Source organism: Kribbella steppae (assembly GCF_004342025.1).
GTDB classification, from domain to species: domain Bacteria; phylum Actinomycetota; class Actinomycetes; order Propionibacteriales; family Kribbellaceae; genus Kribbella; species Kribbella steppae.
Window position 1 is genome coordinate 45,730 of sequence record NZ_SLWN01000026.1, and the last position, 15,891, is coordinate 61,620.

Here is a 15,891-nt window from a genome sequence, read left to right on the forward strand (position 1 = left end):
AACGTCACATTACGAGAAGTTCTCACGCATGGATGTGAAGTGACCGGATCCGGCCTCAGCGACGGACGATCTTGCTCGCCGGCGGCGCCTTGATCGAGACCGGCTTGTCGAAGTCGGACAGGCTCATCGACACCGACACCTGGGCGAACTCGAAGGTCAGCTCGCGGACCCGGTGGGCCGAGTCCATCCACAAGACGTACGTCGCCGTCCGCGGCGCGCCGGCGGGGACCTTCTTACCCTGTGCCTTGAGCAACTTGGCAACGTCGACGGTGACCTCGTACACCTGCAGCTTCTCACCGCTGAACTGCTGCGAACCGGTGTGCGTGACGCCGCGCAGGGCGGGGCCGAGCGCCTCGAAGTTCTTCGTCGGATCGTTGGTGTCGACCAGGTCGCGGAGCTCGCTGGTCTGGCCGGCCGCCAGCTTCACGAACTTGCCTGCCGGTGACACCCCCGGCACCGACAGGTAGACGGTGTTCTTGATCATCACGACCCGGGCCGTCTTGCCGTCGATCGCCGAGCCCTTCATGACCAATGCCATCGCCGCCGGTCTCGTGGTCTGCAGCCCGCTCATCGTCAGCACCGGTGACCCGTTGATCATCATCCTGCCGAGGAGCCGCCACGACTTCAGCTTGGCCTGCGCCGCGGTCATCGCCGGGACGAAGGTCTTCCGATTGAGATAGACGACCGGGGCCGCCTGCTGCGGTGCAGCAGTGGTGGTGACGGGCGCCGGCTTGATCGCCGTGGAGACCGGCTTCTCGCCTCCACAAGCAGCGGTGCCGAGGAGCAGTGGCAGGATCGCGGCCGCGGCCGCAACTCGCGTCGAGAGCCTCACCGAACGATCTTGCTCGCCGGCGGCGCGGTGATGGTGACGGGCTTGTTGTAGTCGGACATGGTGATCACCATGGCGACGCCGGCCAGGTCGAAGGAGATCTTGCGGACCAGGTGGGACTTGTCCATCCAGAGCGAGTAGGTCAGCGTCGCCGGTACGCCGGCCGGGACCTTCTTGCCCTGCGCGGCAAGGGCCTTCGCGGTGTTCACGGTGATGTCGTACCGGTCGAGCTTCTGGCCGCCGACGGTCTCCGTGCGGACGAACTTCACGCCCTTCAGGGCGCCGCCGAACGACTTGAAGATCTTGGTCGGGTCGCCGCCCTCGAGCAGCTGGTCGAGCTCGGCGGAGTCACCGGCCTCGAACGTGATGTACTTCCCGGCCGGTGTGGCTCCCGGGATCGAGGCGTACCCGGTGCCCTTGACCAGGACGACCTTCGCGGTCTTCCCGTCGAACGCCGCGCCGGACATCGTCACCGACATGGCGAGCGGCTTGGCGGTCTGGATGCCGTCGATCGTCATCATGGTGGCGCCGCCGGCCGTCATCGTGCCGGCGATCCGCCAGGACTTCTGCTTGGTCAGCGCGGTGTTCATCGCCGGGACGAAGGTGACCCGGTTGAGGTGGACGGCCGGCGCGACCTTCTGCGGTGCGGCGGTGGTGGTGACGACCGGCGTGGCGGTCGGCATGGATGGTTTGTAGCCGGTGGCTTCGGGCTCTCCGGAGCCACAGGCGGCCAGTCCGAGCGCCAGCGGCAGTACGGCGGCAGTGGACATGGCGAAGCGGAGCTTCATGGTGCGGTTTCCTCCCCAGGTGATGCAGACGCAGGATCTTATGGTCTGGACCGCCTGGAGAGGAAGCCTTTTGCAGCTAGCTGCAACCTAACTTTCGCTGCGTTTTACGGAGGCGAGCAGGAGTTGGGCGACGTCGGCGACCTCGACGGACTCGCGGGCCGAGCCGTCGGCCTGTTTCGCGGTCAGGCCGTCGGACAGCATCACCCGGCAGAACGGGCAGCCGGTGGCGATCTTGTCGGCGCCGGTCTCGACCGCCTCGGTGGTCCGGTTCAGGTTGATCCGGCTGCCGATCTTCTCCTCCATCCACATCCGCGCACCGCCCGCGCCACAGCAGAACGACTTGGTCTGGTTCCGCGGCATCTCGGCGTACTCGGCACCGGGGATGATGTCGAGCAGCTCGCGCGGGGCGTCGTACACCTGGTTGTGGCGGCCGAGGTAGCAAGGGTCGTGGTAGGTGATCTTCTGGCCGTTGAGTGAGCTGTCGGCCGGGGCGACCGGGGTGAGCTTGCCCTCGCGGACCAGGCGGTTCAGCAGCTGGGTGTGGTGGATGACGTCGAGCTCGACACCGAGCTGTGAGTACTCGTTCTTCAGCGTGTTGAAGCAGTGTGCGCAGGTGGAGACGACCTTCTTGGCGCCGGTCTCCTCGAAGACCTCCGCGTTCTGCATCGCCAGCTGCTGGAAGACGAACTCGTTGCCGGACCGCCGAGCCGGGTCACCGGTGCAGGTCTCGCCGTCACCCAGGACGGCGAAGCTGACGCCGGCGATGTTGAGCAGTTCGGCGACGGCCTGGGTGGTCTTCTTCGCGCGGTCCTCGAAGGCGCCGGCGCAACCGACCCAGAACAGGTACTCGACCTCGGCCAGCGTCTCCACGTCGGTCCCGACCTGCTTGACCTCGAACGGGAGGTCCTTGGCCCAGTCCATCCGGCCTGACGGGTTCATGTTCCACGGGTTGCCCTTGTTCTCCAGACCCTTGAACAATCCGTTCAGCTCGGACGGGAACGAGGACTCGATCAGCACCTGGTAGCGGCGCATGTCCATGATCGCGTCGACGTGCTCGATGTCGACCGGGCACTGCTGCACGCACGCGCCGCACGACGTACACGCCCACAACGCTTCCTCGTCGATCACCGCGACGTCGGCGGCACCGACCAGCGGCTTGTCCTGCTCGGCGAGCACCAGCTCGGGCAGCGACTTGCGGGTGTCGTCGTCACTGGCCAGCAGGTACGGCGCCTTGGCGTACGCGTGCTCGCGGAGGTTCATCACCACCAGCTTGGGCGACAGCGGCTTGTCGGTGTTCCAGGCCGGGCACTGGGACTGGCAGCGGCCGCACTCGGTGCAGGTGGTGAAGTCGAGCAGGCCCTTCCAGGTGAAGTCCTCGACCTTGCCGACACCGAGGGCGGCGTCCTCGTCCAGCTCCTCGATGTTCTCGAAGTCGATCGGTTCGCCCTTGACCATGATCGGCTGCAACGCGCCGAGCGCCGTGCCGCCGTCGGCCTCGCGCTTGAACCAGATGTTCGGCCAGGCGGTGAACCGGTGCCAGGCGACACCCATCGTCGCGTTCAGCGAGATCGTGATCATCCACGCGAACGAGATCAGGATCTTGATCATCGCGACCAGGTAGACCGTGTTCTCCAGGGCCGACTCGCTCAGCCCGCCGAACAGCGCCTCGCCGATGAAGAACGTGGTCGGGAAGTGGAACTTCGAGCCGGCCCCCAGCTCGTACTCCAGGCCGCGCAGCAGCAGGATGCAGAGCAGTACGCCGAGGATCGTGTACTCGACGTAGTACGCCTGCCAGGCCCGCGAGCCGAAGAACCGGCTGTACCGGGCCAGGTGACCCTTCGGCAGGTTGAGCAGCCGGATCGCCATCAGCCCGATGATCGAGATCAGCCCGGTCCAGGTGAGGAACTCGGTGACCCACTCGAACACGAACCAGTGCCCGATGATCGGCAGCGCATAGTGCGCGTCGAAGAGCTGCCCGAACGCCGTCACCAGGCTGAGGAACAGCCCGATGAAGCCGAACGCGACGAACCAGTGCAATACGCCGATGTGACTCCACTGCAGCATCCGGGTGTGGCCGAGTGTCTCCTTGGCCAGCGTGACGCTGCGCTGCCCGGGCTTGTCGGTCCGGCTGACCGGCTGGCCGAGCTTGATGACGGACACGATGTGCCCGATCGTCTTGCCGAACAACGCGACACCGACGGCGGCGATCGCGAGCGAGACGACGATGGCGAGGATCTGCATACCAGCGATGTTATTGGTTGGTTACCCGTGAGTCATGTCGGTGTAGGGCTCGTCACGCCCGAGATGTGACCGTGAGCAAACCGACACAGAGCGTTACAGGGAAGACGTTGCCGGAGAAGTAGACCAATCCGTAAGTTTCCAACAACTGCGAATGCAGTGATGGAAATGATTTCACGGGAGAGTGGGATGCGTCTTCAGAGGGCAGCGGTCGCAGGTGCGGTGCTGGCGAGTGGGTTGCTGGTGCACGGCGCGGGTACGGCGAGTGCGGCGCCGGTGGAGCCGGAAGTCCGGGCCGCGAAGAAGTGCAACACCAAAGAGGTCAACTGGTACACCCGCGGTGGCAAGGAGGTGTACGTCGGCACGAACCTCTACAGCGAGTGGCTGGAGGGCCCGGGCCGGATCACCTACCAGAAGACGGCGACCTCGGAGTCGAACTCGTCCTGGTCCGGCGACCTCGGGGTGAGCATCCCGCTGGTGATCGCGGAGATCCAGAACAAGTACTCCAAGACCGTTGGCAAGTCGCACGCTGTCTCGCAGACCTGGTCGTACACGGCCGAGGTCCCGGCCGGAAAGATCCGCCGGCTGCACCAACTCAAGCAGTCCTGGCGCGTCCAGGTGGTCCGCTGGCGCTACACCACCAGCGACTGCAAGAAGACGAAGGAACTCAGCAGCAAGACCGCGACCTTCCCGGTCAAGAACCGCGACTACATGTGGATCCTCGTCGGTCGCGAGTGAAACTAACCGGTCAGCCGGTCGAGCCGGGCCGCGACGGCCGGCAACCGGCGGTCCGTGGGTGGCAGCACCGCATGCAGGGTCTCGAAGATCTCCAGGTCCTCGGCACCGGTTGATGTCTGGGCGAACCGCCACAGCAGGTCGGCATCGCCGGTGTCGAGGATCGCGCGGCGCAGGGTGGCGTCGAGCTCGTCGCGTTCGGCTCGGAGGGCCGGGGCGTCGGAGCGGGCAAGCAACGGACCGTTGTAGAGGTCGAGAGCCGTGCTCAGGTCACCGTCGCGCAGGGCGGCTTGTAGGTCGGTGACGTCGCCGGTGACATCGGCGATGATCCGGTACGGCTTGGTGTCGAGGACTCCGCCGCCGAGCAGGTTCCGCAGCCGGTGCATCTCGGCCCGAACGGTGGTCGGGTTACCTTCGTCGCCGTACAACTGGAGCATCAGCTGCTCGGCGGTGAGCCCGGCCGGGTGCAGCAGGAGCAGTGCGAGTACTTCGGCCCGTCGCAGCGTCAAGGCGATCTCACGACCGCCGACGACCGCGATCGGCTGGCCGGTCCCGAGCAACCTCAGCCGGAGTGACGGCCTGCTGCGGCGGACCGGCGCACCGGGCATGCGCAGCAGGTAGCCCTCGTCGAGCCGCTCGATCAAGCCCTCACGGCCGTCGCCGAGGTCGATGCGGTCGGCGCCATCCGGTACGACGAGGCGATCGGGCAACCACTCGAGCGGTTGGACGGCGAGCACTCGGCCCGTCGGCGTGAGCAGTGCGCCGGGTGCGTCGCCCAAGGCCATCAGGTGCCGCATGTTCCGGGCGCGCAGCATCTCGTCGGCCGCGGCCATCCGGACCTTCAGCTGCCCCTCGGCGAGCTGTGCCGCGGCAGTCACCAGCGCGACCATCGCGGGATGAACGGTCCGCAACGGCCCGGAGACGTCGACCGCGCCGAGCAGCTTGCCGGTGTCGGGATCGTGGACCGGCGCGGCGGCACAGGTCCACTCGTGGATCCGGCGGACCAGATGCTCGGCCGAGTGGATCTGCACCGGTTTCCCGACGGCGAGCGACGTACCCATGCCGTTGGTGCCGATCTTGTCCTCCGACCAGATCGCGCCTTCGGACAGGGCGATCCGGTCGGCCCGGCGCCGTACGTCGGCCGCACCTTCGCGCCAGAGGATCATCCCCTGGGCGTCGGTGATGATCATGATGTGCGAGGCCTCGTCGGCGATCGAGGTCAGCGTCTGGCGCAGCACCGGCAGGACGGCGCGGAGCGGGTGGTTCTCGCGAATGCCCTCGACGACGTCGGGATTGACGATCACCGGCGGCGCGTCCAGTTCGGGATCGACGTCGGCGGCGAGTGATCGCTCCCATGACGCAGCGACCAGCGGGCGCGGGCCGCTGGGTTCCCGGCCGCCACCGAGCACCTCGTCGTACAACTCGCTCAACCGGCGGGCCTGCTCCGGTGCGTCCATCCAGCCTCACTCCGGGTTGCAACGTCCTTGCAACGTCGCGCCACCTAGGTTCGGTCCACCGTCGAGTTCCGTAGGAGGACCTATGACGATCTTCGCAGTTCCCGGCAGCGATGGCAGCCCGGTCGCGTACAAATCGCGGTACGAGCACTACATCGGCGGCGAGTGGGTGCCGCCGGTCAAGGGCGGATACTTCGAGAATCCCACCCCGGTCACCGGTGAGGTCTTCACCGAGATCGCCCGCGGTACGGCGGAGGACGTCGAGCGTGCTCTCGATGCCGCCCACGGTGCCGCGCCGGGCTGGGGCCGCACCTCGCCGGCCGATCGCGCCAACATCCTGAACAAGATCGCGGACCGGATCGAGGCCAACCTCGAGGCGCTCGCGGTCGCCGAGACCTGGGACAACGGCAAGGCGGTGCGGGAGACGCTGGCCGCCGACCTGCCGCTGGCGATCGACCACTTCCGCTACTTCGCCGGTGCGTTGCGGGCCCAGGAGGGGTCGGTCTCGGTCATCGACGACGACACCATCGCGTACCACTTCCACGAGCCGCTCGGCGTGGTCGGGCAGATCATCCCGTGGAACTTCCCGATCCTGATGGCGACCTGGAAGCTGGCTCCCGCACTGGCGGCCGGCAATGCCGTCGTCCTGAAGCCCGCCGAGCAGACGCCGGCGTCGATCCACGTGCTGCTCGAGCTGATCCACGACCTGCTGCCGCCCGGTGTGCTCAACGTGGTCAACGGGTTCGGTGTCGAGGCGGGCAAACCGCTTGCCTCTAGCAACAGAGTTGCCAAGGTCGCGTTCACTGGTGAGACCACGACCGGGCGCCTGATCATGCAGTACGCGTCGGAGAACATCATCCCGGTCACGCTCGAGCTCGGCGGCAAGAGTCCGAACATCTTCTTCGCCGACGTCGCGTCGTCCCACGACGAGTTCTACGACAAGGCGCTCGAAGGGTTCACGCTGTTCGCGCTGAACCAGGGCGAGGTCTGCACCTGCCCGTCCCGGGCGCTGATCCAGTCGTCGATCTACGACGACTTCCTGGCCGACGCGACCGGCCGGACCCGGGCGATCAAACAGGGCAACCCACTCGACACCGACACGATGATGGGCGCGCAGGCGAGTAACGACCAGTACGAGAAGATCCTTGCCTACATCGACATCGGCAAGGAAGAAGGCGCCCGCGTCGTCACCGGCGGCGCTCGCGCTGAGCTCGACGGTGACCTGGCCGGCGGGTACTACATCCAGCCGACGATCTTCGAGGGCGACAACAAGATGCGGATCTTCCAGGAGGAGATCTTCGGTCCGGTGGTCGCGGTGACGAAGTTCGACGACTACGCCGACGCGATGAAGATCGCCAACGACACCCTCTACGGGCTCGGCGCTGGAGTCTGGTCGCGGGACATCAACACGGCGTACCGGGCCGGTCGTGAGATCCAGGCCGGCCGGGTCTGGACGAACTGCTACCACGCCTACCCAGCGCACGCGGCGTTCGGCGGATACAAGAGCTCCGGCATCGGCCGGGAGAACCACAAGATGATGCTCGACCACTACCAGCAGACCAAGAACCTGCTGGTCAGCTACAGCCCGCAGAAGCTCGGGTTCTTCTAGCCATGGTGGTTGAGAAGGTCGGGCTCACGGACGCGGCGGCGGAGTTGCTGCGCCGTCTCACCGCGATGCACGGTCCGCTGATGTTCCACCAGTCCGGTGGGTGCTGCGACGGCAGTTCGCCGATGTGCTACCCGGACGGGGAATTCAAGACGGGGTCGGCGGACGTGCATCTCGGCGATCTGGTCGTGGACGGCCTGGACCGGCCGATCGCGTTCTGGATGTCCGCGAACCAGTACGAGTACTGGAAGCACACCCAGCTCACCGTCGACGTGGTGAAAGGCCGTGGCAGCGGCTTCTCGGTGGAAGCCCCCGAAGGCGTCCGCTTCCTGATCCGCTCCCGCCTCTTCACCGACCAAGAGTCCGCTCAACTGGGACTCCACTAGAGCGAGTGCCGACCGTCCGGTGGCGTTGCCGGACGGCCGGCACTCTTTCAGTTCCGGCGGATGGCGGCGAGCCCTACAATCACCTGACTGTGCAATGTATTCTCCAGCAATGGTCACTGAGCTCATCGGCGCGATAATCGGCGGTCTGGTCAGTGGAGCCGTTGGGGGTACATTGGCCGCCAGGTTCTATATTCGTCGGTATCAGACTGCGGTGGCCAATAGCCAGGGAAGGGCCATCTCTGGCTCTGGCAACCAGTTGTCGGACGGACCTGCACTGATGGCGACGACAAAGCGGGGCGCAATCGTGCAGACCGTCACAGGTGCGAAGCAGGAGCGGCGGGCTGAACTCGTTGCCACTGTGGAGCAGCGTATGGTCGCGAGTCTTCCTGAACAGGTGCTGGTTTTGAGGAACGTCGGAGACTTGGCCGTCGACAATCTCCAGTTGGGATCCGTGCCAGGTGATGGCGGATTCTCCACATCACCGAATTGGACGCTGGCGCCGCGCCGATTATCTGGTGGTCAGTCGTTTGAACTTCCCTGTGTGACGCGCGGATCGGGATTGATTCGGTTCGTCGCTCAGTTCGAGTCCGATGCTGGCGTGCTACCGCTGACTGTCATAGAGGCGACGCACCGAACCTAGTCCTCATTCCGAGTAGTCGAACTCCTTAATCCGTTTCCAGACATCGGACGAGAAGAACAGTTGTACGACGAGATCGCGGAACTTGCGGCCTGCCTCGGTCAACGCGATTCGGTCATCGTCGACCTGCGCCAGGTCGAGTGACGTGAGTTCGTCGAAGATGCCGGGAAACGCGTCGACCGGATCGACCCCGTGGTGCGTCACCACCCTGCGCCGGTCCAAGTTCAGCAGACCGAGGATGAGTGCTTTTCGCAGGCGTTCGTCGGGGTCCAACTCAAAGCCGCTACGAATCGGGCAGCGACCATCTGTCATGTCTTCCATGTAGGTGACGAGAGCAGACTTTCGTCGACGAAGGCTGTAGCCGTTTCGGTAGTCCAAGCGATGCAGGTAGCCACGGGCTCCGGCGCCCAGCCCCACGATGTCCTGGCCGGCCCAGTGGTTGACCTTCTGCCGATAACCGCCGACTCCTGCGACCACGTAGCGAACGTGTGTCTCCTGCTCGTAGCCAACGGAGCGCAGTACATCTCGCGCAAGTTCGTACTTGCGATACTGGTCGTGCCCCTCGATGCTGACTCCGCGCCGTCCGAAACCCGTTCCTGGTCTGAGAGTCAGGGGGTAGGCGCAGACTGTGGGCGCGGACAGTGCGACTACCTTCTCGAGTGTGGCGATCCAGCTCTCCACAGACTGCCCGGGCAGTCCATAGATCAAGTCGATGCAGACGTTGCCGAATCCCGCTTCCAGGGCGTCGACGATCGAGCGCTGAGCTCGGTCGAACCCGTGCCGACGTCCGATTGACCGAATCTCTTCGTCGGTCGCGGACTGGAGTCCGAGGTTGACGCGGTTGATGCCGATGCCCTGGAGGTCGTGAAGTTTGCGCGCGTCGACGGTGTCAGGCGCGACCTCGAGTGCGACTTCTGCGACCGAGTCCATGTCGACTGAGAACGTCTTCTCGATGCCTCGCAATACACGATCCAATGCATCGACCGGCAGCAGCGAGGGGGTGCCGCCACCGAGATAGACGGTGTCGATGGGCCGTCCGCCAATGCGAGCTGACCAGGATTGCATCTCTCGTTCGAGCATGGTCACATACGCGTCGAACAGGCTGTCGTCGCCGAGCGGTACCGCGTACAGGTTGCAGAACTTGCAGATTTGCTTGCAGAACGGGAAGTGGAGATACAGATTCACCGGGTCATGCTGGGTGTGCTCCAGCGACTTGTCGATCACGCTGGTCGCGGTCCTGCCGTCGATCGTGGAGTAGGCCTGGCGCGGCGGATACATGTAGATGTAGTCGCCTTGCGTGTCGCTAGACATCAGTGCCCGAATGTCGACATCCTGCGGGGAGTCGGCAAGCAGCTTCATTACAGTGGCCCTTCGTAAAATGGCAGGGCGGTGCGGCTGGACTTGGAAAACGAATCGAGCACTGAGCGGACCTCGCCACCGCGGACAGCGAGTGGCACCTCAAGGGGTCCGTCCCGGGAGAATAGGGCCGGCAAGCGGACACTTGCCTGCGGCCCGTCGATGACCTCGACGGCGACGACTTTCCGGCAGAAGGACTCGAAGGCGTTGGCGACCGGCTGGAAAAGTAGTCCGCTGCGATGGAACCAAGCCATCTCGTCGAGTGTGAACATGTAACGCGGAGCAGTCTTCCCAGAGTCGTCTTCGAGCGCGGCGTTCAACCGCACGAGGGTCGGTACGGACACCGGCCGGAGCTCGGGGTCCGATACGCCGTTCAGAGCCAGGCGCTGGTCCGTCATGGCGAGGAACGTCAGATCTACATAGTGGTAGAACTCGTTCTGCATACTGGTGCAGGCGAGCAGCGGTCCCAGTTGCAAGTGTGGGGTGGAGCCGCTTCGGAATCGCCGCTTGAGGGTCTCGTCCAGTTGCTCTTGGACCGATCGTCCGCGGAGGAAATTCCCGCCGATAGTTCCCAGCTTATGGTGCCCGGGCTGCCGCAGGCGCTCCATCAGGAAGAACTTGCCGTCAGCATTGACCAGCAGGAGCCCGAAGCCGAGGTTTGGGTTCTGCGTCTGGTTCTCCGCGATGGCATCGAGGATGGACTTGACGTCGCCGGCATTCGTCGAATCTTCGATCGGCAAGGTGCCGCGTGTCGACACGTCGGCGTGGTCCGGTAGGTGAAAGACCCGAGACACGGGCAGTGATGCGAGAGCCTCTCGTGCACGGTCAGAAAAGCTCAGGACAACGAGGGCCTCGTTGTTCCAGGACGAGGCTGATCGATGTGCACCGCGGAGGAAGTTCCTGATCTCTTCGATCAGTGGTCTGCTGGTGGACGCGTGATCTCCGGCGATCAGAATCCATGTGCTTGTGCGCTGAGCCAGTTGCGTCACGGGGATCCGCTCGCCTTCAGCGTCGACAAACGCAGGCTGGCTGCTGGTCGGCTTGAACACGATGACATCGAATGTGTGTGCCTCTAAGGGAAACAGACGCTGGGAGAGGACGGTGGTGCCGTCTTCAAACACCCGTTCGTTGACTTGAAAGATGTCTCGCTCGTGCACTATGACGACCGCCCGCACCCCCGCCCTCCGTCCCGCTACAACTTCCTCAACAAGTTACTCCCCCACGCGTGCTGCGCGGGTGGAACCGAAGGCGATGAAATTAGCGTGTCGAGCAATGTCTTGACTACCCGGCGTGTGTCGCTACTTGTTCTGACAATCCCTTGACGCTTGGGAGTGCCGACGCGCGCGTCCTTCGAGAGCGGCCCGCGCTAGTTGAAGTGGGCCTGAAATTCGGCCAGCGTGCGGACGTCGTGATCCAGGACGGCGGTGTAGATGTCGGAGGCGCCGATCCTGTCTGGGTAGTCGGGGCAATCGTGTTTCAGGCGGAGGATCGTGAGGCGTTGGAGCTCGGGAAGCACGCGCAGGCGCATGGCGTCGGCGACGTGGGGGCGGTCGACGACGTGCAGCCAGAAGGTGAGGTCGATCTTCCAGGTTGGGGTGTGCAGGACGGCGTAGAAGCGTTCGTCGGTGATCGCCGGGGTCGGGCGACGATCGCCGCGCTCGTCTCGGAAGTCGACCGTGCGGAGGTCGACGCGTTGGGCGAGGGTGGTCAGGCCCTCGAGAACTCGCGCCGGGGTGGCGTCCGGGGCGTCGAACATGATGTCGAGGTCGCGGACGACCATCAGGCCCGACAGTGCGCTGCCGATCAGCTGTGGCTGCCAGGGAAAGGCAGAGTCCAACTGGAGCCGGTCAGCCAGCTGCCGGGCCTCGTCCTGGAGAGCCTGTGCTTGTTCGAGCAACGACATGCATTCGACGGTAGGGGTCAGGTCCTGTCGATCACCAAGGGTTTTCCGGGTACGACCACTGCCGCGTCCACCGGTACGACGCTGCCGTCGACGTGGAGGGCCTTGACGTCGAGGTGGCCGGCCTGGCAGGTGAGGGTGATGGAGTCGGGGGTGCTGGTTGCTACGCCCCAGCCGGTGCCGGCGACGAAGGGGAGTTGCCAGGCGTCGGCCGAGCGGGCCACGTCGAGTGGGGCGAAGGTGAGGGTGCCGGACAGGGCGTCGTACCGGAAGCCGGCGAGGGCCTCGAGGACGGTCCAGCCGGCGGCGTTGCGGATGTAGTGGTCACCGCACTCGATCGGGTTGAACGGGTTGCGGCGGCTGCCGTCGTACCGGTCCCAGAGTCCTTGCAGGATCTGGAAGCCCTCGTCGACCAGTCCTTCGTAGAGGCAGTGGGCGGCGACCTGGTACTCGGAACCGGTCCACACCTCGTCGCAGTACCGGGTGGGGATGTCCGGGCGGCCGCCGTGCGGCCAGGTGCACATGAGAAGGCCGGTGTCGTTGCCGTCGGCGAAGACGCGGTAGGGGTGGTCGAAACCTTCGAAGCCCTTGCGGAGGTTGTGCCGCACCACGTTGCGCAGGGCGGTCTTCACGTGGTCCTCGGGCAGTACGTAGCCGAGATCGAGTTGATGCGCCCACCACTGCCCGATCAGTTGGTCCGCGAGGCAACCGTCGCCCCACTGGAAGTCCGGCTTCTCGTCTGGGGACAGCACCTGCAGGTAGTACTCACCGGTGAACAGGAGCTCGTCGTACGCCTTGCTGCCTGCTTCGAAGAGCACGCGGTAGTCCTTGGCGTCCTCACCCAGTAGCAGCGCCATCTCCTCGGCAGCGCGCAGTGCAGCCAGCCATAGCGTGCCCATGAAGGTGTTCACGCCGCACAGGTCGATGTCATGCGTGCTCGGCTGGATGCCACGCAGTACGCCGGTGTTGTCGCTGTCCCACTTGGTGCGGATGTGGGTGAGGAGTCGCTGGACGTTGGGCCACCGTTGGTTGAGCCACTCGAGTCCTGCGCCCTGCCGGACCTCTCGGTACGTCTTGAGCACGTTGCCGAGCATGCCGTCGAGTGCTGGCTCCTCCGGGCCGCCGATCATCATGTCCCAGAGTTGCCGGTGGTACGTCGGTGCGATCACCCGGTGCGGGATGTACCCGTCGGGTGCCTGCATCACGTCGTACTCCGTGTCCCGCATGTTCCGCTCGAGCGACGGGAACAGCCGGGACAACGTCTGCTCGTAGTTCCACACGTGAGTGCAGTTGAGCGGGCATGAACCGCCGTACCGGCCACCCCACATCCCTGTGGACGCACCGAGTACGCCCTCGAAGCCAAGCACGGTGTCGTCGGCGGTCTGGAAGACAGTAGGGCTGCGTACGTCGGCAACCAGTGCAGCGAGCCGTGATCCGGCCTCACCGGGCAGACTGCTCGACTCGAACGCGTCGGCCCAGGCAGTGGTGTGTGTATCCAGCTCGGGCCACCGGGCGATGAACGACTCGGTCACCGCGACGGCATCAGGCGTACGACGGGTGTACGCGTTGCCGAGCCAGAAACGGCTGTGACCGTAGTCGCGCCTTGGACCGAACTGCTGAAAGTCGACAAATCGGTTCGGGAAGTGCCACGCGATCAGGAACCGCACCTGCGCCGTCTCGCCCGGCTCCAGCCGGAAGGGCGCGCCGAGTCCACCGTTCCACGTCGTCCCCGGCGCGCTGGGGCCATCGGCCGGGAATGGCCGTCGGGTCGGACGTCCGGCCAGGTAGGTAATGAACTGCTCGGGCGTCGACCACTGGGGATAACTCAACGGAGCAGAGCTCTCGGTCGAGAGCACCAGTTGCCCTGCGCCCGGGTGATCTGCGGCGAGAGCAGTGTTCTCCATGATGAGCGATGCCCACTTCCCGGACTGCCGCACTCGGTTCGTGTTGCCGCCGTACAGAGTGCAGGAGACACCGTCGATCGGGGTGACCCCGTCCCAGCCCACCGAGTTCTGCAAGGCACCGGCGAGCACACCGTGCAGCGCGAACTCCCCGGTGTTGTGCAGCGTGAAGGTGAACGCTGCGACCGGCTGAGAGCTTGCGACCGCGTCAGCAGGCACCAGCGGGTTGAACACCTCCATGCTGATGTCCAGCGGCAGATCGGTCGCGTAGTCGACCCGTGCTCGCGGATAGACGGCCGACACCGTCGCCTCGCCGACAGGTCGCAGCAGCTCGTGCAGCCGCCTCTCACCGGCCGGTACGGCGTCATCCGTCACCAGCGGCGTGTTCGACGGTTCACGCAAAGGCCCTTGGAGTAAACGGATCTCGTCCAGCGGCGGCTCGACCTGGGACAGGCGCAGGGCGAAGAAGCTGTCTGGCACGTGGCCCTCGTGATTGCCGATGTTGTGCAGCTGCCACTGCCGCAACGCACCATTGCCGGCCAGGGCGACGGTGCCAGTGCCCAGACCGCCCAGCGGTAGCGCGAAGTGCGTCAGCTTGTCACCGGTGTAGTGCATGGTTCTCCGTCCGATAGACAGTCCAGGTGCCGGCCGAGGCGAACAACGCCACCGGGCCGGGTGCGAGCAACAACAACGACGCAGTGAGCGAGGTGCCGAGCATCAGCGCCACAAACGCCAGAGCAACGATCCCGAGTGGTACGGCGGGTGCACGAGCCACCAGCGCCAACGACGTGAACCACAGCTGCCGACCCCTCAGCCCAGTCGTCACGCGCAAGCTGAACGCATAGCAGGCGGCCAAGCTGGTCAGCACGGTCGCACAACCGCTGACCGCCAGCGGCACTAGGAAGAGCGGACTGCTGTAGAGAGTCCAGTTGAGCAGTGCAAGCGCGCCAACGACTGCGGGAACGGCGGACACTTCCAGCCCGGCCAGTCCGCACCGTCGAACGTTGCGCAGCATCACCAGCACCCCACCACGGCCGTCACGCACCACAGAGTCAGTCGTCGCCACCAGTGCAGCCCACACCGGCCCGACCAGCAGTGCACTGAGTAATACGCTGCCCGGTGATACCCCGGGCATCAACAGCACGACGAGGCCGGACGCCGTACAGACCAAGACTCCGGCGGCGGCAAGGAGTGGCAGCTCGTGCCACAAGGCACGCAAGGCGGCAGGCAGGTGATCGGTCATGCGCGCAGACCCGTGGATGCGATCGAGGCGATGAAGGACCGCTGGAAGATCAGGAACAGGACGAGGATCGGCAGCACCACCAGGGTGATCGCCGCGAACAGCACCACCGCGGGCCCGCCGCCCATTGCCCCTTGCAACGACACCAGGCCGACCGGCAGCGTCATCTTCTCCGGTGACGACAAGAAGATGTACGGCCAGAAGAAGTTGTTCCAGGACGCCTCGAAGACGAAGATCCCGAGCGCGGTCAGCCCCGGCCGGGCCAGCGGCAGGATCACCCGGAACAGGATCCAGCCGTGTCCGGCGCCGTCCATGATCGCCGCCTCGTCCAGTTCCCGCGGGATCGACGCGATGTACTGCCGCAGGAAGAAGATGCCGAACACGTTGACCAGCGCCGGCAACCAGATCGCCGCCGTCGTGTCGACCAGGTGCAGCCACCGCATCAGGATGAACACCGGTACGACGGTCAGTTGCACCGGTACGACGAGTGCCGCCAGCAACAGCGAGAAGATCTGGTCGCGTCCCGGGAACCGCAGCCGTGAAAACGCGTACGCGGCCAACGCGCTGGTCAGCAAGGATCCTGCCGTGGTGATGACAGCGATCTGCAAGCTGTTCCACGCCATCTGCGCAAACGGGATCAGGTCCGGCACCTGCTGGAAGCTCTGCAGCGACGGCGGCCGGGGGATCCATCGCGGTGGCAGCTGGAACGCGTCGATCGGCTCGGACAGTGCGTTCACGATCAGCCAGACCAGCGGGGCGATCATCAGCAGCCCGCCGACCACGAGGACGAGGTCGATCAGCCGGCCCGTGAGCCGGTCCAC

At 65.3% G+C, this 15,891-nt stretch carries 14 protein-coding genes; 4 read left to right on the plus strand and 10 right to left on the minus strand.

The annotated features are described in order from the left end of the window. Positions 1-55 precede the first annotated feature (55 nt). The 3 genes from EV652_RS42620 to EV652_RS42630 form a co-directional block, all read right to left on the minus strand. Positions 56-832, minus strand: coding sequence for a LolA-like protein (locus EV652_RS42620; protein ID WP_132216838.1), 777 nt, complete (start codon positions 830-832; stop codon positions 56-58). Beyond that, on the minus strand, positions 829-1,617 hold the full coding sequence (locus EV652_RS42625) for an SCO4651 family lipoprotein (protein ID WP_132216840.1): 789 nt from the start codon (positions 1,615-1,617) through the stop codon (positions 829-831). The genes EV652_RS42620 and EV652_RS42625 overlap by 4 nt, the downstream gene beginning before the upstream one ends. A gap of 87 nt (positions 1,618-1,704) precedes the next feature. Next, a complete protein-coding gene (locus EV652_RS42630) occupies positions 1,705-3,858 on the minus strand; it encodes a (Fe-S)-binding protein (protein ID WP_132216842.1) in 2,154 nt (717 codons plus the stop codon). Between the two features lie 186 nt (positions 3,859-4,044). On the opposite strand from EV652_RS42630, the gene EV652_RS42635 reads away from it, so the two are divergent. Next, on the plus strand, positions 4,045-4,593 hold the full coding sequence (locus tag EV652_RS42635; protein ID WP_132216844.1) for a hypothetical protein: 549 nt from the start codon (positions 4,045-4,047) through the stop codon (positions 4,591-4,593). 2 nt (positions 4,594-4,595) lie between these two features. Here the strand turns inward: EV652_RS42635 and EV652_RS42640 are convergent, their stop codons facing one another. Next, positions 4,596-6,047: a GAF domain-containing protein gene (locus EV652_RS42640; RefSeq protein ID WP_132216846.1), complete on the minus strand. Its 1,452-nt coding sequence runs from the start codon at positions 6,045-6,047 to the stop codon at positions 4,596-4,598. Between the two features lie 82 nt (positions 6,048-6,129). Here EV652_RS42640 and adh point away from each other — a divergent pair, with 82 nt between their 5' ends. The 3 genes from adh (at position 6,130) to EV652_RS42655 (ending at position 8,676) form a co-directional block, all read left to right on the plus strand. After that, the gene (gene adh, locus EV652_RS42645; protein WP_132216848.1) at positions 6,130-7,653 is read left to right on the plus strand and encodes an aldehyde dehydrogenase; all 1,524 of its coding nucleotides are present in this window, start codon (positions 6,130-6,132) and stop codon (positions 7,651-7,653) included. Between the two features lie 2 nt (positions 7,654-7,655). Then, complete coding sequence (locus EV652_RS42650) at positions 7,656-8,036, plus strand: DUF779 domain-containing protein (RefSeq protein WP_439649128.1); 381 nt, start codon at positions 7,656-7,658, stop codon at positions 8,034-8,036. A 109-nt stretch (positions 8,037-8,145) separates the two neighbouring features. Next, positions 8,146-8,676, plus strand: coding sequence for a hypothetical protein (locus EV652_RS42655; protein WP_132216850.1), 531 nt, complete (start codon positions 8,146-8,148; stop codon positions 8,674-8,676). A gap of 3 nt (positions 8,677-8,679) precedes the next feature. On the opposite strand, the gene EV652_RS42660 is transcribed toward EV652_RS42655, so the two are convergent. The 6 genes from EV652_RS42660 to EV652_RS42685 form a co-directional block, all read right to left on the minus strand. After that, positions 8,680-10,032 carry a coproporphyrinogen-III oxidase family protein gene (locus EV652_RS42660; RefSeq protein ID WP_132216852.1) on the minus strand — a complete coding sequence of 451 codons (1,353 nt, stop codon included), beginning with the start codon at positions 10,030-10,032 and terminating at the stop codon, positions 8,680-8,682. After that, positions 10,032-11,204, minus strand: a complete 1,173-nt coding sequence (locus EV652_RS42665) for a hypothetical protein (protein ID WP_132216854.1) — start codon at positions 11,202-11,204, stop codon at positions 10,032-10,034. The genes EV652_RS42660 and EV652_RS42665 overlap by 1 nt, the downstream gene beginning before the upstream one ends. Positions 11,205-11,395: 191 nt before the next feature. After that, positions 11,396-11,932, minus strand: coding sequence for a hypothetical protein (locus EV652_RS42670; RefSeq protein ID WP_132216856.1), 537 nt, complete (start codon positions 11,930-11,932; stop codon positions 11,396-11,398). A gap of 17 nt (positions 11,933-11,949) precedes the next feature. Next, positions 11,950-14,445: a GH116 family glycosyl hydrolase gene (locus tag EV652_RS42675; RefSeq protein WP_132216858.1), complete on the minus strand. Its 2,496-nt coding sequence runs from the start codon at positions 14,443-14,445 to the stop codon at positions 11,950-11,952. Next, positions 14,429-15,073, minus strand: a complete 645-nt coding sequence (locus EV652_RS42680) for a hypothetical protein (protein WP_132216860.1) — start codon at positions 15,071-15,073, stop codon at positions 14,429-14,431. Before EV652_RS42680 ends, EV652_RS42675 begins: the two co-directional genes overlap by 17 nt. Beyond that, complete coding sequence (locus EV652_RS42685; RefSeq protein WP_242002342.1) at positions 15,070-15,891, minus strand: carbohydrate ABC transporter permease; 822 nt, start codon at positions 15,889-15,891, stop codon at positions 15,070-15,072. Before EV652_RS42685 ends, EV652_RS42680 begins: the two co-directional genes overlap by 4 nt.

Coding starts and splice junctions, on each gene's coding strand:
- EV652_RS42680 (WP_132216860.1), bottom strand. CDS start 15,073: ATGACCGATCACCTGCCTGCCGCCTTGCGTGCCTTGTGGCACGAGCTG.
- EV652_RS42660 (WP_132216852.1), bottom strand. CDS start 10,032: ATGAAGCTGCTTGCCGACTCCCCGCAGGATGTCGACATTCGGGCACTG.
- EV652_RS42670 (WP_132216856.1), bottom strand. CDS start 11,932: ATGTCGTTGCTCGAACAAGCACAGGCTCTCCAGGACGAGGCCCGGCAG.
- adh (WP_132216848.1), top strand. CDS start 6,130: ATGACGATCTTCGCAGTTCCCGGCAGCGATGGCAGCCCGGTCGCGTAC.
- EV652_RS42655 (WP_132216850.1), top strand. CDS start 8,146: ATGGTCACTGAGCTCATCGGCGCGATAATCGGCGGTCTGGTCAGTGGA.
- EV652_RS42635 (WP_132216844.1), top strand. CDS start 4,045: ATGCGTCTTCAGAGGGCAGCGGTCGCAGGTGCGGTGCTGGCGAGTGGG.
- EV652_RS42650 (WP_439649128.1), top strand. CDS start 7,656: ATGGTGGTTGAGAAGGTCGGGCTCACGGACGCGGCGGCGGAGTTGCTG.
- EV652_RS42625 (WP_132216840.1), bottom strand. CDS start 1,617: ATGAAGCTCCGCTTCGCCATGTCCACTGCCGCCGTACTGCCGCTGGCG.
- EV652_RS42640 (WP_132216846.1), bottom strand. CDS start 6,047: ATGGACGCACCGGAGCAGGCCCGCCGGTTGAGCGAGTTGTACGACGAG.
- EV652_RS42630 (WP_132216842.1), bottom strand. CDS start 3,858: ATGCAGATCCTCGCCATCGTCGTCTCGCTCGCGATCGCCGCCGTCGGT.
- EV652_RS42675 (WP_132216858.1), bottom strand. CDS start 14,445: ATGCACTACACCGGTGACAAGCTGACGCACTTCGCGCTACCGCTGGGC.